Origin of the sequence: Providencia sp. (genome assembly GCF_040396775.1) — a bacterium.
Lineage (GTDB): Bacteria > Pseudomonadota > Gammaproteobacteria > Enterobacterales > Enterobacteriaceae > Providencia.
Window position 1 is genome coordinate 72628 of sequence record NZ_JBEBNT010000009.1, and the last position, 22147, is coordinate 94774.

Sequence of the window (22147 nt, forward strand, 5' to 3'; positions counted from 1 at the left end):
TGGCATGAGTAAAAGTCTACGTCTGACACTTCAATCCATTTTTCTGCTCTTTACCTATTCATTATTGTGGATTGGGCTGTGGATCATTGGCTTTTATTTAAGTGAAAATAGCTTTCAGGCAACGTTATTTTTACCCCAAGGATTGCGCCTTGCATTAATGATAATCCTCTGGCGGCGTTATTGGCCGACTTTGCTACTTAGCGAAGGTATTTTAAATTTTTGGTTATCTGGAGAACAACTGCTCTTCCAACCGATTTTGCTGCTATCCCCTCTGTTAAGCCTTGGTGTGGCTTTTGTTATTCAAGATATTTGGTGGCGCTATACCTTATATTGGCAACGCTTATTGTTATTGCTGGCGGGTGTTGCTGCAAACAGCGTCCTGCACGCATTACTGTTTGGCTGGCTATCATCCTATTCCATTAGCCAACTCTTTTTGACAACATTCACGGGTGGAATACTACTCTCTCCATTTGTTTATCTTATTTATGAATATCTCCATGAGCAGCACTACCAGATGTTACTTGATTATGGAACGCCAGATAAACAGTTACGCACCTCCTTGATTGTTTGGTGTTTTTTATTTTGTGTTGTCGGTCTTAGTGCCCAAGTCTTTTTCGCCCCTGAAATCGAACGTTTGATTGTGTTACTGGTTTTTATTCCGAATGTATTTATGGCTTACCGTTATGGCTGGCAAGGGGGTGTGCTCTCCGCATTATTAGGTAGTTTAATTATTACTTTTGCACGGCAATTTCATGGCGCATTTGCGGACTTAGAAGAACTGGAAATGTTCCTCAGCACTCAAGCTTTGATTGGCATTGGGTTGGGGATTGCCATTAGCCGACAAAAACAGCTCGCCAGTAACCTACAGCGTTATCGACAACGCTTAGAGCAAGAGTTAAAAGCGCGGCGCGACCTGATGCGACAGCTGGTTCATACGGAAGAAGACATCAAAAAAGCCATCGCCCGCGAATTGCATGATGAAATTGGACAGAATATTACTGCCATTCAAATTCAATCTATGTTAGTGAAAAAAACGGCGCCAGATTCATTAAGCCACCAAGCGGCCAGCCAAATTAATGAACTTGCTCAGCAAATTCACCAATCGACTCGCCAACTGTTGCGACAATTACGCCCACCAGTATTGGATGAAATGTCCCTTGAAGATGCACTTACCCACCTTATCGCGGAGTTTTCGTTTCCAGAAAATAATATTCAATGCCACTTTCGTTATGCCCTGCAAGAAACACCTGTTAATGAAACCGTTTTATTCACGTTATACCGTCTTGTTCAAGAATTACTGAACAATATCAGTAAGCACGCGAAAGCCACACAGATCCACATCTCTCTTGAGCAGCTAGGTGACTCGATACAGCTTATTGTTGATGATAACGGCGTGGGCATTCCTTTTAGCAAACGTACCAGTGGCTTCGGTTTGCGTGGTATTGAAGAGCGCGTTAGAGCTCTCGGAGGAGATTGGACACTCACCACACAAAACGGCACGCAAATAATTGTTAACTTGCCCACATTTTGAGATAAAACATCACAAAACTAGGAATTATTCCTAGCCCTCTAATACCTTCTCTCATCCCTTTTGTTAAAAACTTGATTACATTTTGCCAAACACGAGAAACACCATCATGACAGGTAAAAATACGTTGGATCTGGATAGCACTTATCGTTTTTGGCGTCGCCGACTGATGTTATTCATGATTGTTGGCTATGCCACCTTTTATCTAACACGAAAGAGCTTCAATTTTGTGATGCCCGTTATGCAAAGTGAATTGCTGCTTGATAAAAGTGATATTGGCTGGATTGCTACTGCGTTTTACCTGACTTATGGCATTTCGAAGTTTTTGTCTGGTATTTTTCACGATATCACAGGCTACCGCTGGTTTATGGGGGCAGGCCTTGTGATGACGGGGCTACTGAATATCATTTTCGCCTATTGTTTATCGTTCCCTGCTCTCTTGCTAGTTTGGACGTTAAACGGGTTTTTCCAAGGTTGGGGATGGCCACCTTGTGCACGAATTCTGACTCACTGGTATTCACGCAATGAACGTGGTTTCTGGTGGGGTTTATGGAATATATCCATCAATCTCGGTGGCATGCTGCTGCCTTTGCTCACCGCGTTGTTAGCAACGCAATACAGTTGGCAGATGGCATTGATAGTGCCAGGGGTGATTGGTGTGGTCGTTGGGCTTTGGTTGTGCAGGCAGTTACGGGGCACGCCACAAGAAGAACAGCTCCCCAGTGTTGGGCAATGGCGCCAAGATGTGTTGGAGCTACGCCAAGAGCGTTTGTCTCCCCCCACGCCAATGTGGGTGATTTTAAAAGACGCCATTGTTTTCAACCGAATGATTTGGTTATTAGGTTTCTCCTATATTTTGGTTTATCTCATTCGTATGGCGATAAACGATTGGGGAAACCTCTGGTTAACAGAAACACACGGCACCAATTTACTCAGTGCCAACGCAACATTGTCGTTATTTGAATTAGGTGGGCTACTTGGCGCACTGTGCTCAGGATGGGGCTCTGATATTTTGTTTCGCGGGCAGCGGGCGCCAATGATTTTGCTGTTTTCATTGGGGTTGTGTATCTCAGTCAGTGCTTTGTGGCTTACCCCAATTCATCATTACGCCTTATTAGCGGTGTGTTTTTTTGCTATCGGTTTTTTTGTTTTTGGACCACAAATGTTAATCGGTCTCGCTGCAACAGAATATTGTCATAAAAAAGCAGCGGGAGCGGTAACGGGTTACCTTGGGTTGTATGCCTATTTAGGGGCGGCAATTGCAGGGTGGCCGCTCTCTCAAGTCATCGCACATTACGGTTGGTCTGGGATGTTTACCTTACTCGCCAGTGCCGCTGCCTTGATGGGGCTACTGCTTATGCCGCTTTTAATTGCGAATGTTAGCAAGCGAGAGCACATGGCAGGATCTGTTTCACCCTCTGATAATTAAAATCTGATAAAGGATTGAAAATGAAACTGAAAACTCTCTCTACTCTCATCGCAGCAGGCTTATCCCTCGCCGCAATTTCGACCACTGCAAGTGCGGCGGGTCGCCTTGTGGTTTACTGTAGCGCAACCAATGCAATGTGCGAAACAGAAACCCAAGCGTTCGCTAAAAAATATGATGTGAAAACCACGTTTGTGCGTAACGGTTCGGGCAGTACTTTAGCTAAAATCGAAGCTGAAAAACGTAACCCACAAGCAGACGTGTGGTATGGCGGTACATTAGACCCACATTCACAGGCAGGGGAAATGGATTTACTTGAGCCATACAAATCACCAAAACTCGCTGAAATCATGCCGCAATTCCAAGACCCAGCGAAACGCAAAGGTAACTATTCCTCTGCAGTTTACATCGGGATTTTAGGTTTTGGTGTGAATAAAGACCGCTTAAAAGAGAAAGGCTTACCTATTCCAACTTGCTGGAAAGATTTAACCAAACCTGAGTACAAAGGCGAAATTCAAATCGCTGACCCACAAAGCTCAGGAACTGCGTATACCGCATTAGCCACATTTGACCAATTGTGGGGTAATGAACAAGCCTTTGATTACCTAAAAAAATTAAACTCAAACATCTCTCAATACACCAAATCAGGTATTGCCCCGGCACGTAACGCCGCGCGTGGCGAGTCTGCCATTGGTATCGGCTTCTTACATGATTATTCATTAGAAGTGGAAAATGGTGCACCATTAGAATTAATCGCACCATGTGAAGGTACTGGCTATGAAATCGGTGGGATCAGTATCCTGAAAAATGCCCGTAATATGGACAACGCTAAACTGTTCGTGGATTTCGTGCTGTCTAAAGAAGCCCAAGAGCTGAGCTGGAAAGAAGGTAAATCTTACCAAATCCTCACCAATACCACGGCAGAATCATCCCCAATTTCGTTAAAACTGAATGACCTGAACCTGATTAATTACGATATGGATAAATACGGCGACGCCGATGTCCGTAAAAATTTAATCAACAAGTGGGTTACTGAAGTCAAAATGAGTAAATAACTACCCTGTGCGGCGTGAATGCGCCGCACTGAGCACTTACTTAACTAAAATAAAAATTAATTTAATTAAGCTCTAAATAGCTTGGGTTGTGACGAAGAGGCCAGCGAAGTGATCCCAAAAGGATAACAGAGCGCAGCCAACACCGTGACAGCGCAAAATATGACGAGCTTAGGGGGATCTATGTCTCAAACCCTAGCTCTGACACCACCTAAAAAGCGAGATAGCACCTTTTTTTGGCTGCTATTGGCTTGGGTTGGTTTCGCCTTGTTACCGTCTTGGAGCCTAGATTATGGCTTACTTGACTCGACACAAGATGAAATCCTCGCCGCTTATGGGTGGAGCAGCCTGAATATTAGCTGGCTTTGGTATCTCTTGCCATCTGTGCTGTTTATTCGCCCGTTAACACCAGCGGATCGTTATCATAAAACTCGCCATTATTTCGATATTGCCGTTGCGGCACTCACTGCCGTTGTAGTGATAATCACCGCTTACCTTGATGGTAAGGGGCTTGGTTATTCAGCCATTGTGCTGTTTATTGCCTTAGGTATGGTGATGACGCACGCGTTAACCCGCCTTGAATGGCTGGGTGGCGACCAATTTGTCATTGGCTCGCTGATCACCGTTGTTGCACTGATCACACTGTTTATCGTCTTCCCAAGTGTGGCGATTTTCATTCCCATGTTTACCGATGGTAATGGGGATTTCGCGCCATTTGCCTTTGTGGCAATTTTAACGCAATCCCATATTGTTCAAGTTATCATTAACTCGGTCTTTCTCTCTTTAGCCGTAGGCGCGGGTTGTACCTTCTTTGGGTTAATTTTAGCTATCTACACCACGCGTATCGCAAAACGCTCTGCCATTATTGGTCGCGTGTTTTCTATCTTACCGATTGTGACACCACCTTTTGTTGTGGGCCTTGGTGTCACCTTGATGATGGGTCGCTCAGGTTATATTACTGAGTTCCTCGCAACGTACATGGGGTTAGAAAATACTAACTGGTTGTATGGTTTTACGGGAATTTGGCTGGCACAGGTTCTGGCCTTTACACCTATGTCATTTATGATTTTGGATGGTGCGATTAAAACCATTCACCCATCTTTGGAAGAAGCCTCTTATACTCTGCGTGCTAATCGTTACCAAACGTTCTTTAATGTGTTTATGCCTTTGTTGAAGCCGGCATTAGCAAACGCATTTTTAATTGTTATCGTTCAGTCACTTGCGGACTTTAGTAACCCGTTAGTATTAGGCGGTAACTTTGACGTCTTAGCCACGCAAATCTACTTCTACATCACGGGTTCACAGTTAGATTACCAAGCTGCCAGTACCTTGGGTGCATCGCTGTTAGTATTCTCACTGCTGGTATTCTGCGTGCAGTATATGTGGATTGGTAAGCGTTCGTATGTCACGGTTTCTGGCAAATCTTACCGTGGTGATGTCCAGCCGCTGCCATCATCTTTAATTACCACTGTGACTCTCTTCTTAGCGATTTGGGTTGCCTTTAACGTGCTGTTATACGGTAGCATTTTCTACGGAAGCTTCACGGTAAACTGGGGTGTGGACTACACCTTAACTCTGGATAACTTTATTAAGTTATTCGGCCAAGGTATGAGTGACGGCGCATGGCCTTCATTGCTCGATACCCTTCTGTATGCAGGGATTGCCGCACCAATTACGGCTATTCTCGGCTTGTTAATTGCCTATATCGTGGTGCGACAAGATTTCCGTGGTAAGAAGACCATCGAATTCACCACCATGTTATGTTTCGCCGTACCGGGTACCGTTGCTGGTGTGTCATACATTTTAGCCTTTAACGACACCCCGTTCTATTTAACCGGTACAGCCGCCATCGTGATTATTTCGATGACCATGCGTAACGTCCCTGTGGGGATCCGCGCAGGTATTGCAGGATTGGGGCAAATTGATAAATCACTAGATGAAGCCTCATTGAGCTTGCGAGCAGGTTCCATGCGTACCATTTTCTTTATCTTGCTACCACTCTTGCGCCCTGCCATTTTGTCCGCGCTGATATACAGCTTTGTCCGTGCCATCACCACGGTCAGTGCGATTGTGTTCTTGGTTACCCCTGATACACGCGTTGCCACCGCTTACATTCTTAACCGTGTTGAGGATGGTGAGTACGGCGTTGCGATTGCTTATGGCTCCATTTTGATTGTGGTCATGCTCGCAATTATCTTCTTATTTGACTATTTGATTGGCGAAGCCCGTGTTTCACGTTCCAAAGCCAAAAATGCACAGTGATCAGGGAGTAACTGACATGACACAACGTAATTTTGTTGAACTAAAAAATGTGACTAAACGCTTTGGCACCAACACGGTCATTGATGATTTAAGTCTTTCCATTCCCCAAGGCAGCATGGTGACCTTATTAGGCCCATCAGGTTGCGGGAAAACCACCGTTTTACGTTTAGTTGCAGGGCTCGAAAAGCCGACCGAAGGCCGCATGTTTATTGATGATGAAGATGTAACCGACCGTTCAATACAACAACGTGATATTTGTATGGTATTCCAGTCCTACGCTTTGTTCCCACACATGTCTTTAGGGGATAACGTGGGTTACGGCTTGAAGATGTTAGGCTTACCGAAATCTGAGATCAAAAAACGGGTTGATGAGGCTTTAGAGCTGGTGGATTTAGCTGGCTTTGCAGAGCGCTTTGTTGACCAAATTTCTGGGGGGCAGCAACAGCGCGTCGCCTTAGCCCGTGCCTTGATCCTCAAGCCCAAAGTATTGTTATTTGATGAGCCGTTAAGTAACTTGGATGCCAACTTACGCCGCAGCATGCGTGAGAAAATTCGTGAGCTACAGCAACAATTCAACATCACCTCTTTATACGTTACCCATGACCAAAGTGAAGCTTTCGCGGTATCTGACATGGTTCTGGTGATGAACAAAGGGAAAATCATGCAATTGGGTTCACCACAGGAACTCTATCGCCAGCCAGCGTCAAAATTTATGGCCAGCTTTATGGGGGATGCCAACATTTTCCCTGCAATACTGACCGCTGATTCTGTTGATATCTTTAATTATCGCTTGCCACGTCCTGCGCAAATTACCTCAACGCAAACGCAGGTCACTGTGGGTGTTCGACCAGAAGCTATTACCTTGAACACACAAGGTGATGATAGCCAACGTTGTACCATTACTCACGTTGCCTATATGGGGCCTCAATATGAAGTAACAGTTGATTGGCATGGTCAATCTATGTTGCTACAAATTAATGCTACCCAGTTACAACCAAGTGTAGGGGAAAATTTGTACCTGCAAATTCACCCTTACGGTATGTTTGTGCTTGAATAATCAGCCGTTACCTTAAACACCAAACCGCCACACTCGTTGGCGGTTTTTTTATGCTTCAAAACAAAAAAGCAGAAGCATTATCGCTTCTGCTAAGAATAAATTATCAATGGTAATTATAAGAACGCTTTGTATGGCAGCTCGGGCTCATTTTTAAAGATGTCGTTAAAGCCACGGAAGTGCTGATAATGCATACGGTCTTTATCGGTTGGGTAAGTATATTTGCCGCCCACTTGCCAGAAGAACGGGGCAAAGGTGTATTGCAAACGCTCTTTTTTCATATTCCACAACACTTCAATTTCACGAGGGTCATTTTGGAAGTTAGCCCAAATATCGTGGTGGAATGGAATAACGCGTTCGCAATTTAATGATTCTGCGGCACGCAAAATGTCCGAAGAGGTCATTTTATCCGTCACACCGCGTGGGTTTTCGCCGTAAGACAGTAATGCGACGTCGATATTGTAACGGTTACCATGGGCTGCATAATAGTTTGAATAGTGGGAGTCACCTGAGTGATAAAGAGAACCGCCTGTCGTTTCAATTAAGTAATTCACTGCGCGGGTGTCCATGCCATCCAAAATGGCTTTATCGTATGAAGAAACACCCTGCGGCAACGTCACTAACGCTGTGCGGTCGAAGGAGTCTAACACCCGGATTTTCATGTCCCCGACTTCAAGCACATCGCCCACTTTTGCCACTACACAGCGCTCAGCAGGTACGCCCCATTTTGTCCATAAATCCACACACGCTTGTGGGCCAATAAACTTAACGTGGTCGCCGCAGTTTTGTAGCACGGCTGCCGCCACGTTCACATCAATATGGTCAGCATGGTCGTGAGAGGCTAAAATCGCATCCACGTCTTTGATTGCAAATGGGTCAAGGGGGAAGATTGCCGTACGTAAATTAGGTTGTAGCGCTTCGACTCCCCCCATACGCATCATTTGATGTTGCTTATTCATCAGTGGATTTTTTTGCGTTTTCTTCCCTGTGCCACACCAAAAATCGATAGAAATATTGGTATTACCCGCACTTTTCAACCAAATACCTGTGCAACCTAACCACCACATTGAAAATGTGTTGGGCTCAACAACGGTTTTTTCAATTTCTTCATTTAGCCACGTTCCCCACTCAGGAAACGTACTTAAAATCCAAGATTCACGTGTAATTTCATTGACTTTGCTCATAGTGATAATACCTTTTTCCAGAATTTTAGATGTCGGGAGCCCGATGCCTTAATGAAAAAATTAAGGCATGAAGGCAAATTTGTTTAAATTCAATAAATCAGGTAGTCGGCTAAACTAGACGAGGATCACGCGAGTTCCTTGCGCTTCAATCCCTTTAATCACCTCAGGGTTTGCATTTCTTCCCGTGATAAGTACATCAATCTTATTTGCTGGACAAAATAACATCCCTGTTCGATGGCCTACCTTGGAACTGTCGACAACCACCACTAATTTATCGATTTGGTCTAGCATCTGCTGCTCAGCCACGGCGGTTAGCATATCGGCTTTATATAAACCGGCTTCCGTTAGCCCCTTCCCTGACGTGAACATCCAGTTACCTGCGTAGCCCATCAGCGTATTGAGGGCTGGGTTTAAAAAGATGTTTTGTGCCTTGTTATACTGCCCACCAATTAAAATGACGTCATCATGGTCTTCATCAATCAAATAACTGGCTAGCGGGAAGTAATTGGTCACAATCTGTACATTTTTACCGCAAAGCTGTTGCCCTAACATAAAGGCTGTTGAACCACAGTTAATCACTGCGCTTTCCCCTGGGAGACAAAGCTCCGCGGCTTTGATGGCGATTTCTGATTTTTCTTCGTAGTGGTCAGTGCTATTAATATTAAGCGGTGTCCACTTACGCTTTTTCTTTTCAATTCGTTCTGCACCATTACGGACTTTCCGTAACTTACCTTGCTCATCAAGCTTTGAAATATCACGACGAGCGGTGGCAGGAGACACATTAAACTGCTCAGTAATATGAGAAACGTTAATCACCCGCTGCGTTTCTAATAACGACAAAATTTCATTGTGTCTTTGCACTTCATTCATAACTATCGCCTTATTAAGAAATAATCACGCCAATGACAACTTATGATTGAAAATGATTATTGGTGATTAGTTTTGATTCTATTTATCTCACCTAATATTGTCAACCTTTGCTAACGCAAAAATTGAATATTTGACATAAATAAAATTACAACTTTGATTTTATTGAACATTTAAAATTTTACGTGATCAGGTCGCCATTTATTTATTTTTTTACTGGTAAAAAAACAGACAAATGCAAACAATCATAAAAGAGCAATTCGTGATTACATTTGATCATAATTGATTTTTGCGCGACCGTTTATCTGTTTTAAATGATTATATCGCAATAACACCAGATACGATCAATATGATTAATCTCTGACCCATATAAATTACAAATACAATTTGATTAGAGGTAAAAATATGGATTTTTTATACGACGCTTTCTATATTTTTTACAGCCAAGTAATGACTAAAGCGCCTCTACTACTCGGCTTAGTCACATTTATTGGTTACTGGCTATTAAAGCGTGATGGTACGACAATCCTCAAGGGGACAATCAAAACAATTGTCGGCTTTATGTTAGTGGGTGTTGGAGCTAGCACCTTGGTATCCAGTTTTAAACCCGTCATCGAAAAAATGTCTGAATACCACGGCCTTACAGGTTCAGTGATCGACCCATACACTTCAATGATGGCCACCATGGAAACTATGGGGGATAACTATTCGTGGGTCGGTTATACCGTGTTACTCGCCCTTGCGATTAACATTCTATTAGTGCTATTTCGCCGCGTCACGGGTATTCGTACCATCATGTTGACGGGGCATATCATGTTCCAGCAAGCTGGCTTGATTGCTGTTTTCTATTTTGTACTCGGTTCAAGTATGTGGGAAACCATTTTGTATTCCGCGGTCTTGATGGCACTGTACTGGGGGATCTCCTCCAATATCATGTTTAAACCAACACAAGAAGTGACTGGTGGGGCTGGGTTTTCTATCGGCCACCAGCAGCAGTTTGCTTCTTGGATAGCCACCAAGGTTGCCCCAAAATTGGGCGATAAAAAAGACAGTGTTGATAACTTAAAACTACCAAAATGGTTGCATATTTTCCACGATAGCATCTCCGCAACCGCCATTGTGATGACGCTCTTCTTTGGTGTTATTTTGATTTCTTTTGGTCTGACTAACCTGCAAACCATGGCAGGCACCACGCACTGGACTATCTACATTATTGAAACAGGCCTGAAATTTGCCGTTGCCATTCAAATCATCGTGACCGGTGTACGGATGTTCGTCGCAGAGCTTTCTGAGGCATTTAAAGGTATTTCTGAGCGCGTTATTCCTAATGCCGTGCTCGCCATCGACTGTGCCGCTATCTATGCTTTCTCTCCAAATGCGATGGTATTCGGCTTTATGTGGGGCGCAATCGGCCAGTTTGCCGCAGTATTGGGCATGTTAGCTTTCAATTCGCCAATTATGATCATCCCCGGTTTTATTCCGATGTTCTTTTCCAATGCCACCATCGGCATCTTTGCAAACCACTTTGGCGGTTGGAAAGCCGTGATGAAAGTGTGTTTCGTGATGGGGGTCATCGAAATTTTAGGTTCGGCATGGGCTATCGACTTAATCAACCGCCAAGGTACCGATTTTAGTGGCTGGATGGGAATGGCTGACTGGGCGCTCGCATTCCCAGTGATTATGCAAGGCCTATCATTCTCAAAAATGTTCTTCTTTGTCATTGTCGCACTTTCCCTTGTCTACATGTACTTCGCAGCGAAAAAACTGCGAGCAGAAGAGGATGCTGAAGGAGCCCTTGAATCGGCAATTGAAACAGTAGACGAAGTTGAATCAGCCCATATTGAGCACAGTGGCGCCAAACCGGTGCGCATCTTAGCGGTATGTGGTAATGGCCAAGGTTCCTCCATGATGATGAAAATGAAAATTGGCCAGTACCTTGAGAAAAAAGGCATCCCACACATTATGGATTCCTGTGCAGTGTCCGACTATAAATCGAAATTAACAGCAACAGACATTATCGTCTCGTCAAAACACTTAAGTTCAGAAATGGACCCTGGTGAAGGTAAGTTCGTTCTTGGCGTACAAAATATGCTCAACCCTAATTCATTCGGTGATGAGTTGCTCAATATCATTCATACCAATTTTATTCGTCACTAATCATGTTGATGCCTCGATAGATACCCCCTGCTTCTATCGAGGCAAATACCATCCAAGAGGAAGTCATAATGGGATTCAAACAATCATTAATCGACAACAATTCTATCCAACTCCACGCCAACGCAACAAATTGGCGCGACGCGATTAAAATTGGTACGGACATGCTAATTGCCTCTGGTGCCATCAAACCCGATTACCATGAGGCCATCGTCAGCAGTATCGAAAAGCTGGGCCCGTATATCTGCATCGCCCCGAACTTGGCCTTACCCCATGCACGCCCTGAAGATGGCGTTATTCGCACCGCTTTTGCGTTGGTGACCTTAGAAAAACCCATTATTTTTGACGGAGAAGATGAGCCCGTCGACGTTTTAATTACACTTGCGGGTAGCTCTTCGGACGAACATATGGAAGGATTGATGGAGGTCACCCAAGTTCTTGATGATGAGGACAGCGAAACGGGTGTCGATCTTAACAAACTGCGCCAATGCCACACAGCCGACGATGTGTATCGCGTGATTGATGAGGCACTCGCGAAAAACGCTTAAAAAGGATTAATTGATATGTATAAAGTGCTCGCATTAGATTTAGATGGGACGGTTCTGACGGCTCAACACACTATCCACCCAGAAGTGAAGTCTGCCATCCAAAACGCGGCAAAACATTGTCACGTAATGATTGTGACAGGTCGTCACCATACCGCTGCGCGCCCTTATTACGATGAGTTGGGGTTAACCACACCCATTATTTGCTGCAATGGCACCTATATCTATGATTACCAAAATGAAAAGGTGCTCACACAAACCTCAATTGCCAAAGAAGATGCCTTGGCCTTTATTGAATTGGCACAAAAAAACCAGTTCAAACTGGTGCTGTATACCACCAATGAAATGACCTACTCAAAATCACAACCTATTGACTATATGAAAGATATGGAACTGTGGGCGGCAGACCCAAGCCTTGCACATCCCCCAAAAATCTACCGTATTGATTCATTTGAAGAACAGGTTCGTGATACCGATTACGTTTGGAAATTTGTCGTTGAAGGCGACCCGAATGCCATCGAGCAATTAATGGACGCCTCGTGGGTGAATGACAAATTCACGGCTGAACGTTCGTGGGTTAATCGCATTGATATCGCCTGTAAAGGTAACAACAAAGGCATGCGCTTAGCACAATACGTTAACCAGCTCGGTCTCAAGCCTGAGCAAGTGATTGCCGTTGGCGACAACCATAATGATATTTCCATGATCCAATACGCAGGGCTCGGTGTTGCTATGCCACATGCTGATGAGGCAGTCAAAGCACAAGCCAATGCTATCTGCGCCACTGATAACAATCACGACGGACTTGCCCGTTTGATACGAGAAAAAATTCAAGGATAAAACCATGACTAAACCGTTGATCCAAATCGCGTTAGACCAAACTAACTTACCTGCGGCACTGGATGTTGCTGAAAATGTGCACACTTTTGTTGATATCATTGAAGTGGGCACAATTTTAGCGTTTGCCGATGGCATGAATGCCGTGTCGACGTTACGCCCAAAATATCCAAATCACATTCTGGTTTGCGATATGAAAACCACTGACGGTGGCGCTATTTTATCGAAAATGGCATTTGAAGCAGGGGCGGATTGGATCACGGTGTCAGCGGCGGCGCATATCGCTACTATTGCGGCCTGTAAAAAAGTGGCTGACGAATTTCAGCGTGAAATTCAAATTGAAATTTACGGCAATTGGACATTTGAAGATGCCAAAAATTGGGTAGATTTAGGCATTACTCAAGCTATCTACCATCGTTCCCGTGATGCCGAGCTTGCCGGTATTGGCTGGACCAATGAAGATATCGAAAAAATGCGAAAATTATCTGATTTAGGGCTCGCATTATCCATTACAGGCGGTATCGTGCCTGAAGATATCCACTTATTTAACGGAATTAAAGCCAAGGCCTTTATTGCAGGACGCGCCTTAGTGGGTGAAAAAGGTAAGCAAACCGCAGAAGCATTGCGCGAACAAATTGATCGTTTCTGGAAATAACCCCCTGATTTACGCCCTATCCGCTTTGCAGATAGGGCGCCATTCATTTAACCACCAATATCCCGCGCTTTACCCAGCTATTTTTTGCCTTTATCTTTTATCCTCAATGATAAAATTAAATCTATACCTCCTTTTAATAAGACATAATCAGATGAAAAAATTATTGATTGCAGCACTTGCCGTTTCTGCCTTAACTTGGCAAATTTCCGCTTCAGCGCGTACAGACCAAGTTAAAATTCATGATGGTGGCGAAGTATCCTGTGAGCAATGTGGCAAAGGCGCTGCTGTTAGCTGGATTAGTGTGGGTGATGCGTACTTTGGTATTGGCTCACAAGTTCATGAAACTAACCGTTGGGCGCTGTTGCGTGAAGATGCAGGTATTTCTTGCCCCGCGGGTAAATGGTATTTTATTGATAAGAAAAATAAACGCTTAGAGTTAGAGGAAGCTACTGCCATCGGTGCTGATTGCAATGAAATTGAAGCCGTTAAACTCACTGAAATGGATGATGGGCTAAAAGTCAGTGTGAAAACTTACAATGGCTTAAACCAAGAGTTTATCTTGAACTAATCTTCTATTTTTAAGCGATAAAAAAACAGGCCAGTGAGCAAATCAGCTGGCCTGATATTTATTCAATTAGCTTACTGATTATTAGCCTAATTGCTTGCGTGCGTTACGGAAAATACGCATCCAGGGGCTATCTTCCCCCCATGTTTCTGGGTGCCAAGAGTTGCTCACTGTACGGAAAACACGCTCAGGGTGCGGCATCATAATGGTTGCACGGCCATCTTTTGATGTCACTGACGTAATACCATTAACTGAACCGTTCGGGTTAGCAGGGTATTGTTCCGTCACTTGCCCATAGTTGTTCACAAAACGCATAGCCACCAAGCCGTTATCTTCTAATTGCTGAAGATGTGCCGCGGCGCGAGTTTCCACTTGCCCTTCACCATGAGACACCGCAATTGCCATACGAGAGCCTTCCATATCTTGCAGTAATAATGATGGGCTAGTGGCGATTTCAACTAAGCTAAAGCGGGCTTCAAAGCGCTCGGAACGGTTACGAACAAAACGTGGCCAAAACTCTGCACCTGGGATCAGCTCATGTAAGTTGGACATCATCTGGCAACCGTTACACACACCCAATGATAAGGTATCTGGGCGGTTAAAGAATGCAGCAAACTCGTCACGCACTTGGTTATTGAACAAGATAGATTTCGCCCAACCTTCCCCTGCGCCCAATACGTCACCGTAGGAGAAACCACCACACGCCACCAGCGTTTGGAATTGCTCAAGAGATACGTTACCCGTCAGCAAATCGCTCATATGCACATCAACGGCATCAAAACCTGCGCGGTCAAAGGCTGCTGCCATCTCAACGTGGGAGTTAACCCCTTGCTCACGCAGCACTGCAACTTTCGGGCGTACACCGGATAAAATAAACGGAGCGGCGATATCGTCTTCGATATCATAAGTTAACTTGGCATTTAAGCCCGGGTCTTGGTTATCTTGCTTTAGTGTATGCTCTTCGTCTGCACATACTGCGTTATCACGCAAGCGCTGCATCTGCCATGTGGTTTCTGCCCACCATTGACGCAGTAAACTGCGTGACTCGCGGTAAACGACAGTATCACGGCTATTGATGATCACGATATCATCATGAATTGCTGAGCCTAAATAATGCACACAATTAGATAACCCTGCCTCTGCAAAGCACGCTTCAACGTACTCTTTATCAGCGCCATTGATTTGAATAACTGCACCTAGTTCTTCGTTGAATAATGCAGCTAAAGTGTCTTCATCAAATGAGCTGATGTCGACATTGATTCCGCAATGACCTGCAAATGCCATCTCCGCTAAAGTGACGAATAAACCGCCGTCTGATCGGTCATGGTAAGCCAGTAATTTTTGCTCAGATAACAGTTTTTGAATGGTATTGAAGAAACCTAGTAAACGCTCAGGGCTATGGACATCCGGTGCTTTATTGCCAAGTTGGCGATAAACCTGCGCAAGGGCTGAACCGCCTAACGCATTTTGTCCTTCACCTAGGTCAATTAATAACAACGCGTTATCTTCCACCGTTTTTAATTCAGGCGTTACGGTTAAACGGACATCTTCAACGCGACCAAATGCGGTGATCACCAATGACAATGGCGAGGTCATTTCACGCTCTTCGCCATTTTGCTGCCAGCGGGTTTTCATCGACATAGAGTCTTTACCCACTGGGATCGTTAAACCTAATGCCGGGCAAAGTTCTTCACCCACGGCTTTTACTGCTTCATATAACCCAGCATCTTCGCCCGGGTGCCCCGCTGCCGCCATCCAGTTTGCTGATAATTTCACACGTTTAAGGTCTTGCACATAAGAACAGGCAAGGTTAGTCAGCGCTTCCCCTACTGCCATACGCGCAGAAGCAGCAAAATCCACTAATGCCACTGGCGTTCTTTCACCAATTGACATGGACTCACCGTAGTAGCTGTCTAAGCTTGCTGTCGTCACGGCACAATCAGCTACGGGGATTTGCCAAGGGCCGACCATTTGGTCGCGGGCGACCATCCCAGTTACCGTACGGTCACCAATGGTGATCAAGAAAGTTTTCTCTGCGACTGCGGGTAAATGTAAAACACGTTTAACCGCTTCATTTAAATTGATGGCCGTTCTGTCTAATGCGTCAGGTTCTGCTTTAAGGGTTTTCACATCACGCAGCATTTTTGGTGTTTTACCCAGCAATACATCCAGTGGCATATCAATCGGTTGATTATCAAAATGCGCATCATTTAAGGTAAGATGGCGTTCTTCTGTCGCTTCACCAATCACTGCAAATGGCGCACGTTCACGCTCACAAATCGCCGTAAATTCCGCCAGCTTCTCAGGTGCAACTGCCATCACATAGCGCTCCTGAGATTCGTTACACCACACTTCTAATGGGCTCATGCCCGGTTCGTCGTTCAAAATTTTACGCAATTCGAAACGGCCACCGCGACCACCATCGCTCACCAGTTCTGGCATAGCATTGGATAAACCGCCAGCTCCCACATCGTGAATAAATAAAATTGGGTTATCGTCACCCAGCTGCCAACATCTGTCGATCACCTCTTGGCAACGGCGTTCCATTTCAGCGTTATCCCGCTGAACTGACGCAAAATCGAGGTCGGCATCTGATTGACCTGATGCCATCGATGATGCCGCACCACCACCTAAACCGATGTTCATTGATGGGCCACCTAGCACGATCAATTTGGCACCCACGGTGATCTCACCTTTTTGAACGTGATCCGCACGAATATTACCAATACCGCCCGCCAACATAATTGGCTTATGGTAACCACGCAATTCTTCGCCGTTATGACTATTCACTTTTTCTTCATAAGTGCGGAAGTAACCCAATAATGCAGGGCGACCAAATTCGTTATTGAACGCAGCACCACCCAGAGGGCCTTCCATCATAATATCCAGTGCGTTCACAATACGTTCAGGCTTGCCAAAGTCCTCTTCCCAAGGCTGTTCAAAGCCAGGAATACGTAAGTTAGAAACAGAAAAGCCCACTAAACCTGCTTTTGGTTTTGCGCCGCGCCCTGTCGCGCCTTCATCACGAATTTCCCCACCAGAACCTGTCGCCGCCCCCGGCCATGGCGAAATAGCCGTTGGGTGGTTATGGGTTTCCACTTTCATTAAAATGTGAGTGTCTTCTTGGTGATAGCGATACGTACGCCCTTCAGGCTCAGGGAAGAAGCGCCCCACCAAAGAGCCTTCCATCACGGCCGCGTTGTCTTTATAAGCCGATAACACGTGTTCTGGCGTTTTTTCGAAGGTGTTTTTGATCATCTTAAACAGCGATTTTGGCTGTTCTTCACCATCAATGACCCAATCTGCGTTAAAAATCTTATGGCGGCAATGTTCAGAGTTCGCTTGCGCAAACATATATAATTCAACGTCTGTTGGGTTACGTTTTAAGCCTGTGAAGGCCGCTTGCAGATAGTCAATTTCGTCATCCGCCAGTGCTAAACCCATTTCTGTATTTGCGGTTGCCAGTGCTTCACGCCCGCCATTGATGATATCAATGGTTTTCATTGGGGCAGGCTGTTGGTGTGCAAACAAAGCATCTGCTTGTTCAAAAGAAGAAAAAATTGTTTCCATCATACGGTCATGTAACAGTGCAATCACTTCATGCCACTGCGCTTGCGTTAATGCATCTCCCTGAACGTAGTAGGCAATACCGCGTTCAATGCGTTTAACTTGGCTAAGGCCACAGTTGTGAGCAATATCCGTTGCTTTAGATGACCAAGGAGAAATTGTACCCGGACGTGGAGTGACTAAAATCAGCTTACCGAAAGGGTCATGCTCTGTCAGAGAAGGACCATATTTTAACAAACTGCTCAGTTTGCCTTGCTCACTGTCACTTAACGGCGCTGATAAATCAGCAAAGTGCATATATTCAGCATAGATATCTGTTACAGGCAGTTGTTTTTCTGCAAACAACGCCAAAAGGCGGGTAATACGAAATGCTGATAGAGCAGGTGAACCACGCAAAATTTCCATAGTCTTAATTTCTCTCTTTTAAACGCCAGCCCTGAACATGAAAGCAGGGAAACCGGTGCCCATTATAGAGCAATGTTCATCAATACGAAACCGTTTGCGTGATTAAAAATAAAGCGATTAGTTAAATATTATTCTGTGCTAAATACGATAATATAGGTTGCACCGATCATAATTGTTGAGCAAAATACCCAACCACTGGAATTATAACCATTACTTAGCCATACTCTTTTTTAGACACCACACAACACCAGTGATTGCACGAGAAATTATTATTTGAATAACTTAAAAGTTAACTACTTAATCATCGTGGTTATCGCGCTACTGGCTTCAATGGTCATCGGCTTTAATATCCGCTGGCCCAATACGCAAGATTCACAAATTAATAAAATACTGTCACAAGGTGAATTACGTATTAGTGCCGTCAGCTCGCCACTTATCTATATAGATGAGCAAAAACAGCTTCGTGGTTTTGATTACGAACTTGCTCAAGGCTTTGCTTCGTACCTAGGAGTCAAACTTAAAATCACTATCCGCCCGACATTCGAGCAGATTTTTGACGACCTCGAAAATGGTGATGCTGACATCGCTGTTGCTGGGCTTTTGTATAATAAAGACCGATTAACTAAGACAAAAACAGGCCCAAGCTATCTGACGGTGACTCAGCAATTGGTCTATCGTAAAGGCTCAACACGGCCTAAATCGTTTAATGATATCAGTGGTAAGCTGCTTGTAACCTCTGGGACAGCCCACGCTAGTACCTTAAAAGAGCTCGCCAAAGAATATCCAAACTTAAAATGGGAAGAGACGTCCAAATACAACACCAATCAGATCCTTGAAATGCTTGCTGATGGTGAAATCGACTATACCCTTGAAGACTCCATCGCCGTTGCATTGCAACAGCGTATTCATCCACAAATCGCTGTCGCCTTTGATTTACTCGATGACCATGCTGTCACGTGGTATATGCGTCGTGGTGAAGAAAATAGCTTAGATGCTGCCCTACTCGACTTTTTCAATCAAGGCAATGAAACTGAGCTATTGGCGCGCTTAAATGAAAAATATTTTAGCCATGTGGAATCGTTCGATTATTTCGATACGATGGCATTTATTAAGGCAATAGATAATAAGCTACCTGAATATCAGCCGCTATTTGAAAAATACGCTGAAGTCATTGATTGGAAACTTCTCGCCGCAATTGCATGGCAAGAGTCCCATTGGGACCCTCTTGCGACTTCGCCAACCGGTGTACGGGGCTTAATGATGTTAACGAAACCGACGGCCGCTACGATGGGTATCGCTGACAGGTTAGATGCGGAAGAAAGCATTAAAGGTGGCGCCGCGTATATTGCTTATATCATGGAGAGGTTGCCAGAGACCATCGCGGAAGATGACCGCATTTGGTTTGCACTTTCTGCTTATAACATGGGCTATGGGCATATGTTGGATGTACGAAAACTCACTCAGATGCTAGGCGGTGACCCAGATAGATGGCTTGATGTTAAAGCACGACTTCCACTGTTAACCCAGAAGAAATATTATTCGCAGCTCACTTATGGTTATGCCCGTGGCCATGAAGCTTATCGCTACGTAGAAAATATTCGCCGATATCATCAAAGTTTGGTGGGATACCTTCAAGCGCAAGAGCGTAAGCAACATGCACTCGATATTGCCCAGCAATCTTTAACCTATTTGATTTTACCTGAGAATTTAAAAACGGATGAGTCAAAAGCTATTGAAAATCAATCACCCATCCCTGAAAAAGGCAATATTAGTCATCTAGGGGGATTGAACTCATCGAAGCTACCTCAAAATAGCAGTGAAGAGGCTAAAACGTCACTCGGTCAATACCTCATTTCTTTGCATCCAGAGCCACAAGAAACTGAATCCGACCAAAAACCGATATTAATCCCCCCGCTTAAAGTGCCTAATCCAGCTCTTTAAACACCACGCTTAAATAAACTCATAACGCGCTAATTCTGTTGGCGCTTTTGTTCTTTTTTCTGTGCTCTGCGCATTTTAAAAAAAGCACTCAGCATTGAAGAGCATGCCTCTTCTAAAATTCCACCTGTAACTTCCACATAATGGTTTAGACCCGCTTGTTCCATGATATTGATATAAGAACCGCAAGCACCCGTTTTGAAGTCTTTTGCGCCATAAACAACCCGACCAATACGGCTATGGATCATCGCTCCTGCACACATTATACAAGGCTCTAAAGTCACATATAACGTGGTATCAAGCAGTCGGTAATTACTCAATGCTTGCCCTGCTTGTTGCAGAGCCATAATTTCAGCATGAGCAGTCGGGTTATGGTCGATAATCGAACGATTCCAACCAGAGGCGATCAGCTGATTATCTTTAACTAACAATGCCCCTACAGGGATTTCACCCACTTCTTGCGCTTTTAATGCAAGTTCAAGAGCTTGCTGCATCCAATATTCATCAATTTCTATTTGTGTCACTCTTACCTCTGGGCAATTAACTCGAAGGCTAATTATTACCAAATGTCAGAGTGACTGCAATTTTAAATCTTAGTCAGGTGGTTAATCTAATTACTCAATGCAAGCTTTGCTGCAAAGCCCATAAAGAAGGCTCCAACGGTGCAATTACCCAATTTAGCGAGAATTTTTTTCTCACGTAAAAATTTAGCAATCAAATAACCACTAAAGATCAGTATGCTTAAATATAAAAAGCTGACTAACTCTAAGATTGTCGCCAAAACAAGGTAGGGTACCCATGCATTTACATAGTTAAAATCAACAAACTGAATAAAAAATGAGATATAAAATAAAATTGCTTTTGGGTTTGTAAGGCTTAACGCTAAAGCGCGAACAAAATGATTTTCTGACTTGATTATCACTGCAACCTCTTCACCCTCCCCCTGTGACTTGCGCTTTAATGTGCTATATAAAATTTTACAACCAAGATATAAAAGGTAAGCCGCACCAAGATAGCGAACAATCATAAAAAGGGTTGGTGACGCTTTAATCACAGATGCGACGCCAATAAAAGATAAAAAAATCAATATGGCATCACCTGTAAATACCCCTAACGCAGCCCGATAGCCATACCGAGCACCGCTAGAGGTACTCGTTTTGAGCACATAAATCGAGTTAGGCCCTGGAACGATAATAATGAAGACTAACCCAGCAAGGTAAGTCCAGAAGTTAAGAACCCCAAGATTTTCAAACATGTTTACGTTCCTTTATATTTTTTTATTATTACTACCATAGATCTTGTTATTTGTGAACAATATCGCTTTTCATTTTTTTACATATAAAACAATAGGTTAATCATAAATCCAAAGAATGCTTATTAAATTCCTTTAACTACAAAATTTATAAAATGAAATTCCGTTCAAAAGAGATAATTATAAAAATCTTTTTTGATAATCTAATAGCTTCAAAAACAATATGGGTTCAATACCTTATAACATCACCATATTTATCATCTTTTGTTATCATGATATTAATCATGGATAAAATATTGTATTGGTGTAATTTATTCGACTCCGCAGCTCAGGGCGTTTAAAATAGTCTTATTACCACGGAACCTAAACACACTGGCTAATACATATTTTATATATAGGATGTAGTAGTTCTGCATTACAACCTTCTACTTTTCAATACGAAATATAGCTTAAGTAAAATCTCAACTGGAAGTAACGGATAGGTGCAAGATATAAGTTACTGATTATTAACTTAATTGAATGCAAGTTATTATAAATGGCACTGTTAATTACCAAAAAATGTATCAATTGTGATATGTGCGAACCCGAATGCCCTAATGATGCAATTTTTATGGGCGCTGAAATTTATGAAATCGACGCAAAACTATGTACAGAGTGCGTTGGGCACTATGATAAACCGACTTGTCAATCAGTTTGCCCTATTACAAATACCATCATTACTGATCCGCAGCATATTGAAAATGAAGAACAGTTATGGGATAAGTTTGTCACAATTCACCATGCTGATAAAATTTAGGCCAATCGACCCCATGCTTCATTTTTATTCTTAACGCTGCCAGACATAGCACTGACAGCG

17 protein-coding genes are annotated in these 22147 nt (G+C 43.8%); 12 read left to right on the forward strand and 5 right to left on the reverse strand.

Annotation, left to right across the window (positions count from 1 at the left end; genetic code table 11):
* Nucleotides 1-4 precede the first annotated feature (4 nt).
* From ABWP91_RS11480 to fbpC, 5 genes are all read left to right on the forward strand, one after another.
* A complete protein-coding gene (locus tag ABWP91_RS11480) occupies nucleotides 5-1531 on the forward strand; it encodes an MASE1 domain-containing sensor histidine kinase (RefSeq protein WP_353243404.1) in 1527 nt (508 codons plus the stop codon).
* Between the two features lie 106 nt (nucleotides 1532-1637).
* Nucleotides 1638-2957, forward strand: a complete 1320-nt coding sequence (gene uhpC, locus ABWP91_RS11485) for an MFS transporter family glucose-6-phosphate receptor UhpC (protein ID WP_353243405.1) — start codon at nucleotides 1638-1640, stop codon at nucleotides 2955-2957.
* 20 nt (nucleotides 2958-2977) lie between these two features.
* Nucleotides 2978-4009, forward strand: a complete 1032-nt coding sequence (locus ABWP91_RS11490) for an ABC transporter substrate-binding protein (RefSeq protein ID WP_206082490.1) — start codon at nucleotides 2978-2980, stop codon at nucleotides 4007-4009.
* A 180-nt stretch (nucleotides 4010-4189) separates the two neighbouring features.
* Nucleotides 4190-6268: an ABC transporter permease gene (locus ABWP91_RS11495; RefSeq protein WP_353243406.1), complete on the forward strand. Its 2079-nt coding sequence runs from the start codon at nucleotides 4190-4192 to the stop codon at nucleotides 6266-6268.
* Nucleotides 6269-6284: 16 nt separating this feature from the next.
* Nucleotides 6285-7325 carry a ferric ABC transporter ATP-binding protein gene (gene fbpC, locus ABWP91_RS11500; RefSeq protein WP_353243407.1) on the forward strand — a complete coding sequence of 347 codons (1041 nt, stop codon included), beginning with the start codon at nucleotides 6285-6287 and terminating at the stop codon, nucleotides 7323-7325.
* A 113-nt stretch (nucleotides 7326-7438) separates the two neighbouring features.
* Here fbpC and ulaG read toward each other — a convergent pair whose 3' ends face one another.
* Both ulaG and ulaR read right to left on the reverse strand, forming a co-directional pair.
* Nucleotides 7439-8506: an L-ascorbate 6-phosphate lactonase gene (ulaG, locus tag ABWP91_RS11505; RefSeq protein WP_353243408.1), complete on the reverse strand. Its 1068-nt coding sequence runs from the start codon at nucleotides 8504-8506 to the stop codon at nucleotides 7439-7441.
* Between the two features lie 114 nt (nucleotides 8507-8620).
* On the reverse strand, nucleotides 8621-9376 hold the full coding sequence (gene ulaR, locus ABWP91_RS11510; RefSeq protein WP_353243409.1) for an HTH-type transcriptional regulator UlaR: 756 nt from the start codon (nucleotides 9374-9376) through the stop codon (nucleotides 8621-8623).
* 402 nt (nucleotides 9377-9778) lie between these two features.
* Between ulaR and ABWP91_RS11515 the strand changes: the two genes are divergently transcribed.
* From ABWP91_RS11515 to ABWP91_RS11535, 5 genes are all read left to right on the forward strand, one after another.
* Nucleotides 9779-11530 carry a PTS ascorbate-specific subunit IIBC gene (locus ABWP91_RS11515; RefSeq protein WP_353243410.1) on the forward strand — a complete coding sequence of 584 codons (1752 nt, stop codon included), beginning with the start codon at nucleotides 9779-9781 and terminating at the stop codon, nucleotides 11528-11530.
* Nucleotides 11531-11598: 68 nt separating this feature from the next.
* Complete coding sequence (locus tag ABWP91_RS11520) at nucleotides 11599-12075, forward strand: PTS sugar transporter subunit IIA (RefSeq protein ID WP_353243411.1); 477 nt, start codon at nucleotides 11599-11601, stop codon at nucleotides 12073-12075.
* 15 nt (nucleotides 12076-12090) lie between these two features.
* Nucleotides 12091-12912 (forward strand): Cof-type HAD-IIB family hydrolase, encoded by an 822-nt coding sequence (locus ABWP91_RS11525; RefSeq protein ID WP_353243412.1) that lies wholly within the window; start codon nucleotides 12091-12093, stop codon nucleotides 12910-12912.
* A 4-nt stretch (nucleotides 12913-12916) separates the two neighbouring features.
* Complete coding sequence (locus tag ABWP91_RS11530; RefSeq protein WP_353243413.1) at nucleotides 12917-13564, forward strand: 3-keto-L-gulonate-6-phosphate decarboxylase UlaD; 648 nt, start codon at nucleotides 12917-12919, stop codon at nucleotides 13562-13564.
* A 151-nt stretch (nucleotides 13565-13715) separates the two neighbouring features.
* Nucleotides 13716-14132, forward strand: coding sequence for a hypothetical protein (locus tag ABWP91_RS11535; protein ID WP_353243414.1), 417 nt, complete (start codon nucleotides 13716-13718; stop codon nucleotides 14130-14132).
* Between the two features lie 81 nt (nucleotides 14133-14213).
* Here ABWP91_RS11535 and purL read toward each other — a convergent pair whose 3' ends face one another.
* Nucleotides 14214-18101: a phosphoribosylformylglycinamidine synthase gene (gene purL, locus ABWP91_RS11540; RefSeq protein WP_353243415.1), complete on the reverse strand. Its 3888-nt coding sequence runs from the start codon at nucleotides 18099-18101 to the stop codon at nucleotides 14214-14216.
* A gap of 273 nt (nucleotides 18102-18374) precedes the next feature.
* Here purL and mltF point away from each other — a divergent pair, with 273 nt between their 5' ends.
* Entirely contained in the window at nucleotides 18375-20042 is a 1668-nt protein-coding gene (gene mltF / locus ABWP91_RS11545; RefSeq protein WP_353243416.1) for a membrane-bound lytic murein transglycosylase MltF, read from the forward strand.
* Nucleotides 20043-20071: 29 nt separating this feature from the next.
* Here the strand turns inward: mltF and tadA are convergent, their stop codons facing one another.
* Nucleotides 20072-20563, reverse strand: a complete 492-nt coding sequence (gene tadA / locus ABWP91_RS11550) for a tRNA adenosine(34) deaminase TadA (protein WP_353243417.1) — start codon at nucleotides 20561-20563, stop codon at nucleotides 20072-20074.
* 86 nt (nucleotides 20564-20649) lie between these two features.
* Entirely contained in the window at nucleotides 20650-21294 is a 645-nt protein-coding gene (gene leuE / locus ABWP91_RS11555; protein ID WP_353243418.1) for a leucine efflux protein LeuE, read from the reverse strand.
* A 532-nt stretch (nucleotides 21295-21826) separates the two neighbouring features.
* Between leuE and ABWP91_RS11560 the strand changes: the two genes are divergently transcribed.
* Nucleotides 21827-22087, forward strand: a complete 261-nt coding sequence (locus ABWP91_RS11560; protein ID WP_353243419.1) for a YfhL family 4Fe-4S dicluster ferredoxin — start codon at nucleotides 21827-21829, stop codon at nucleotides 22085-22087.
* Nucleotides 22088-22147 lie beyond the last annotated feature (60 nt).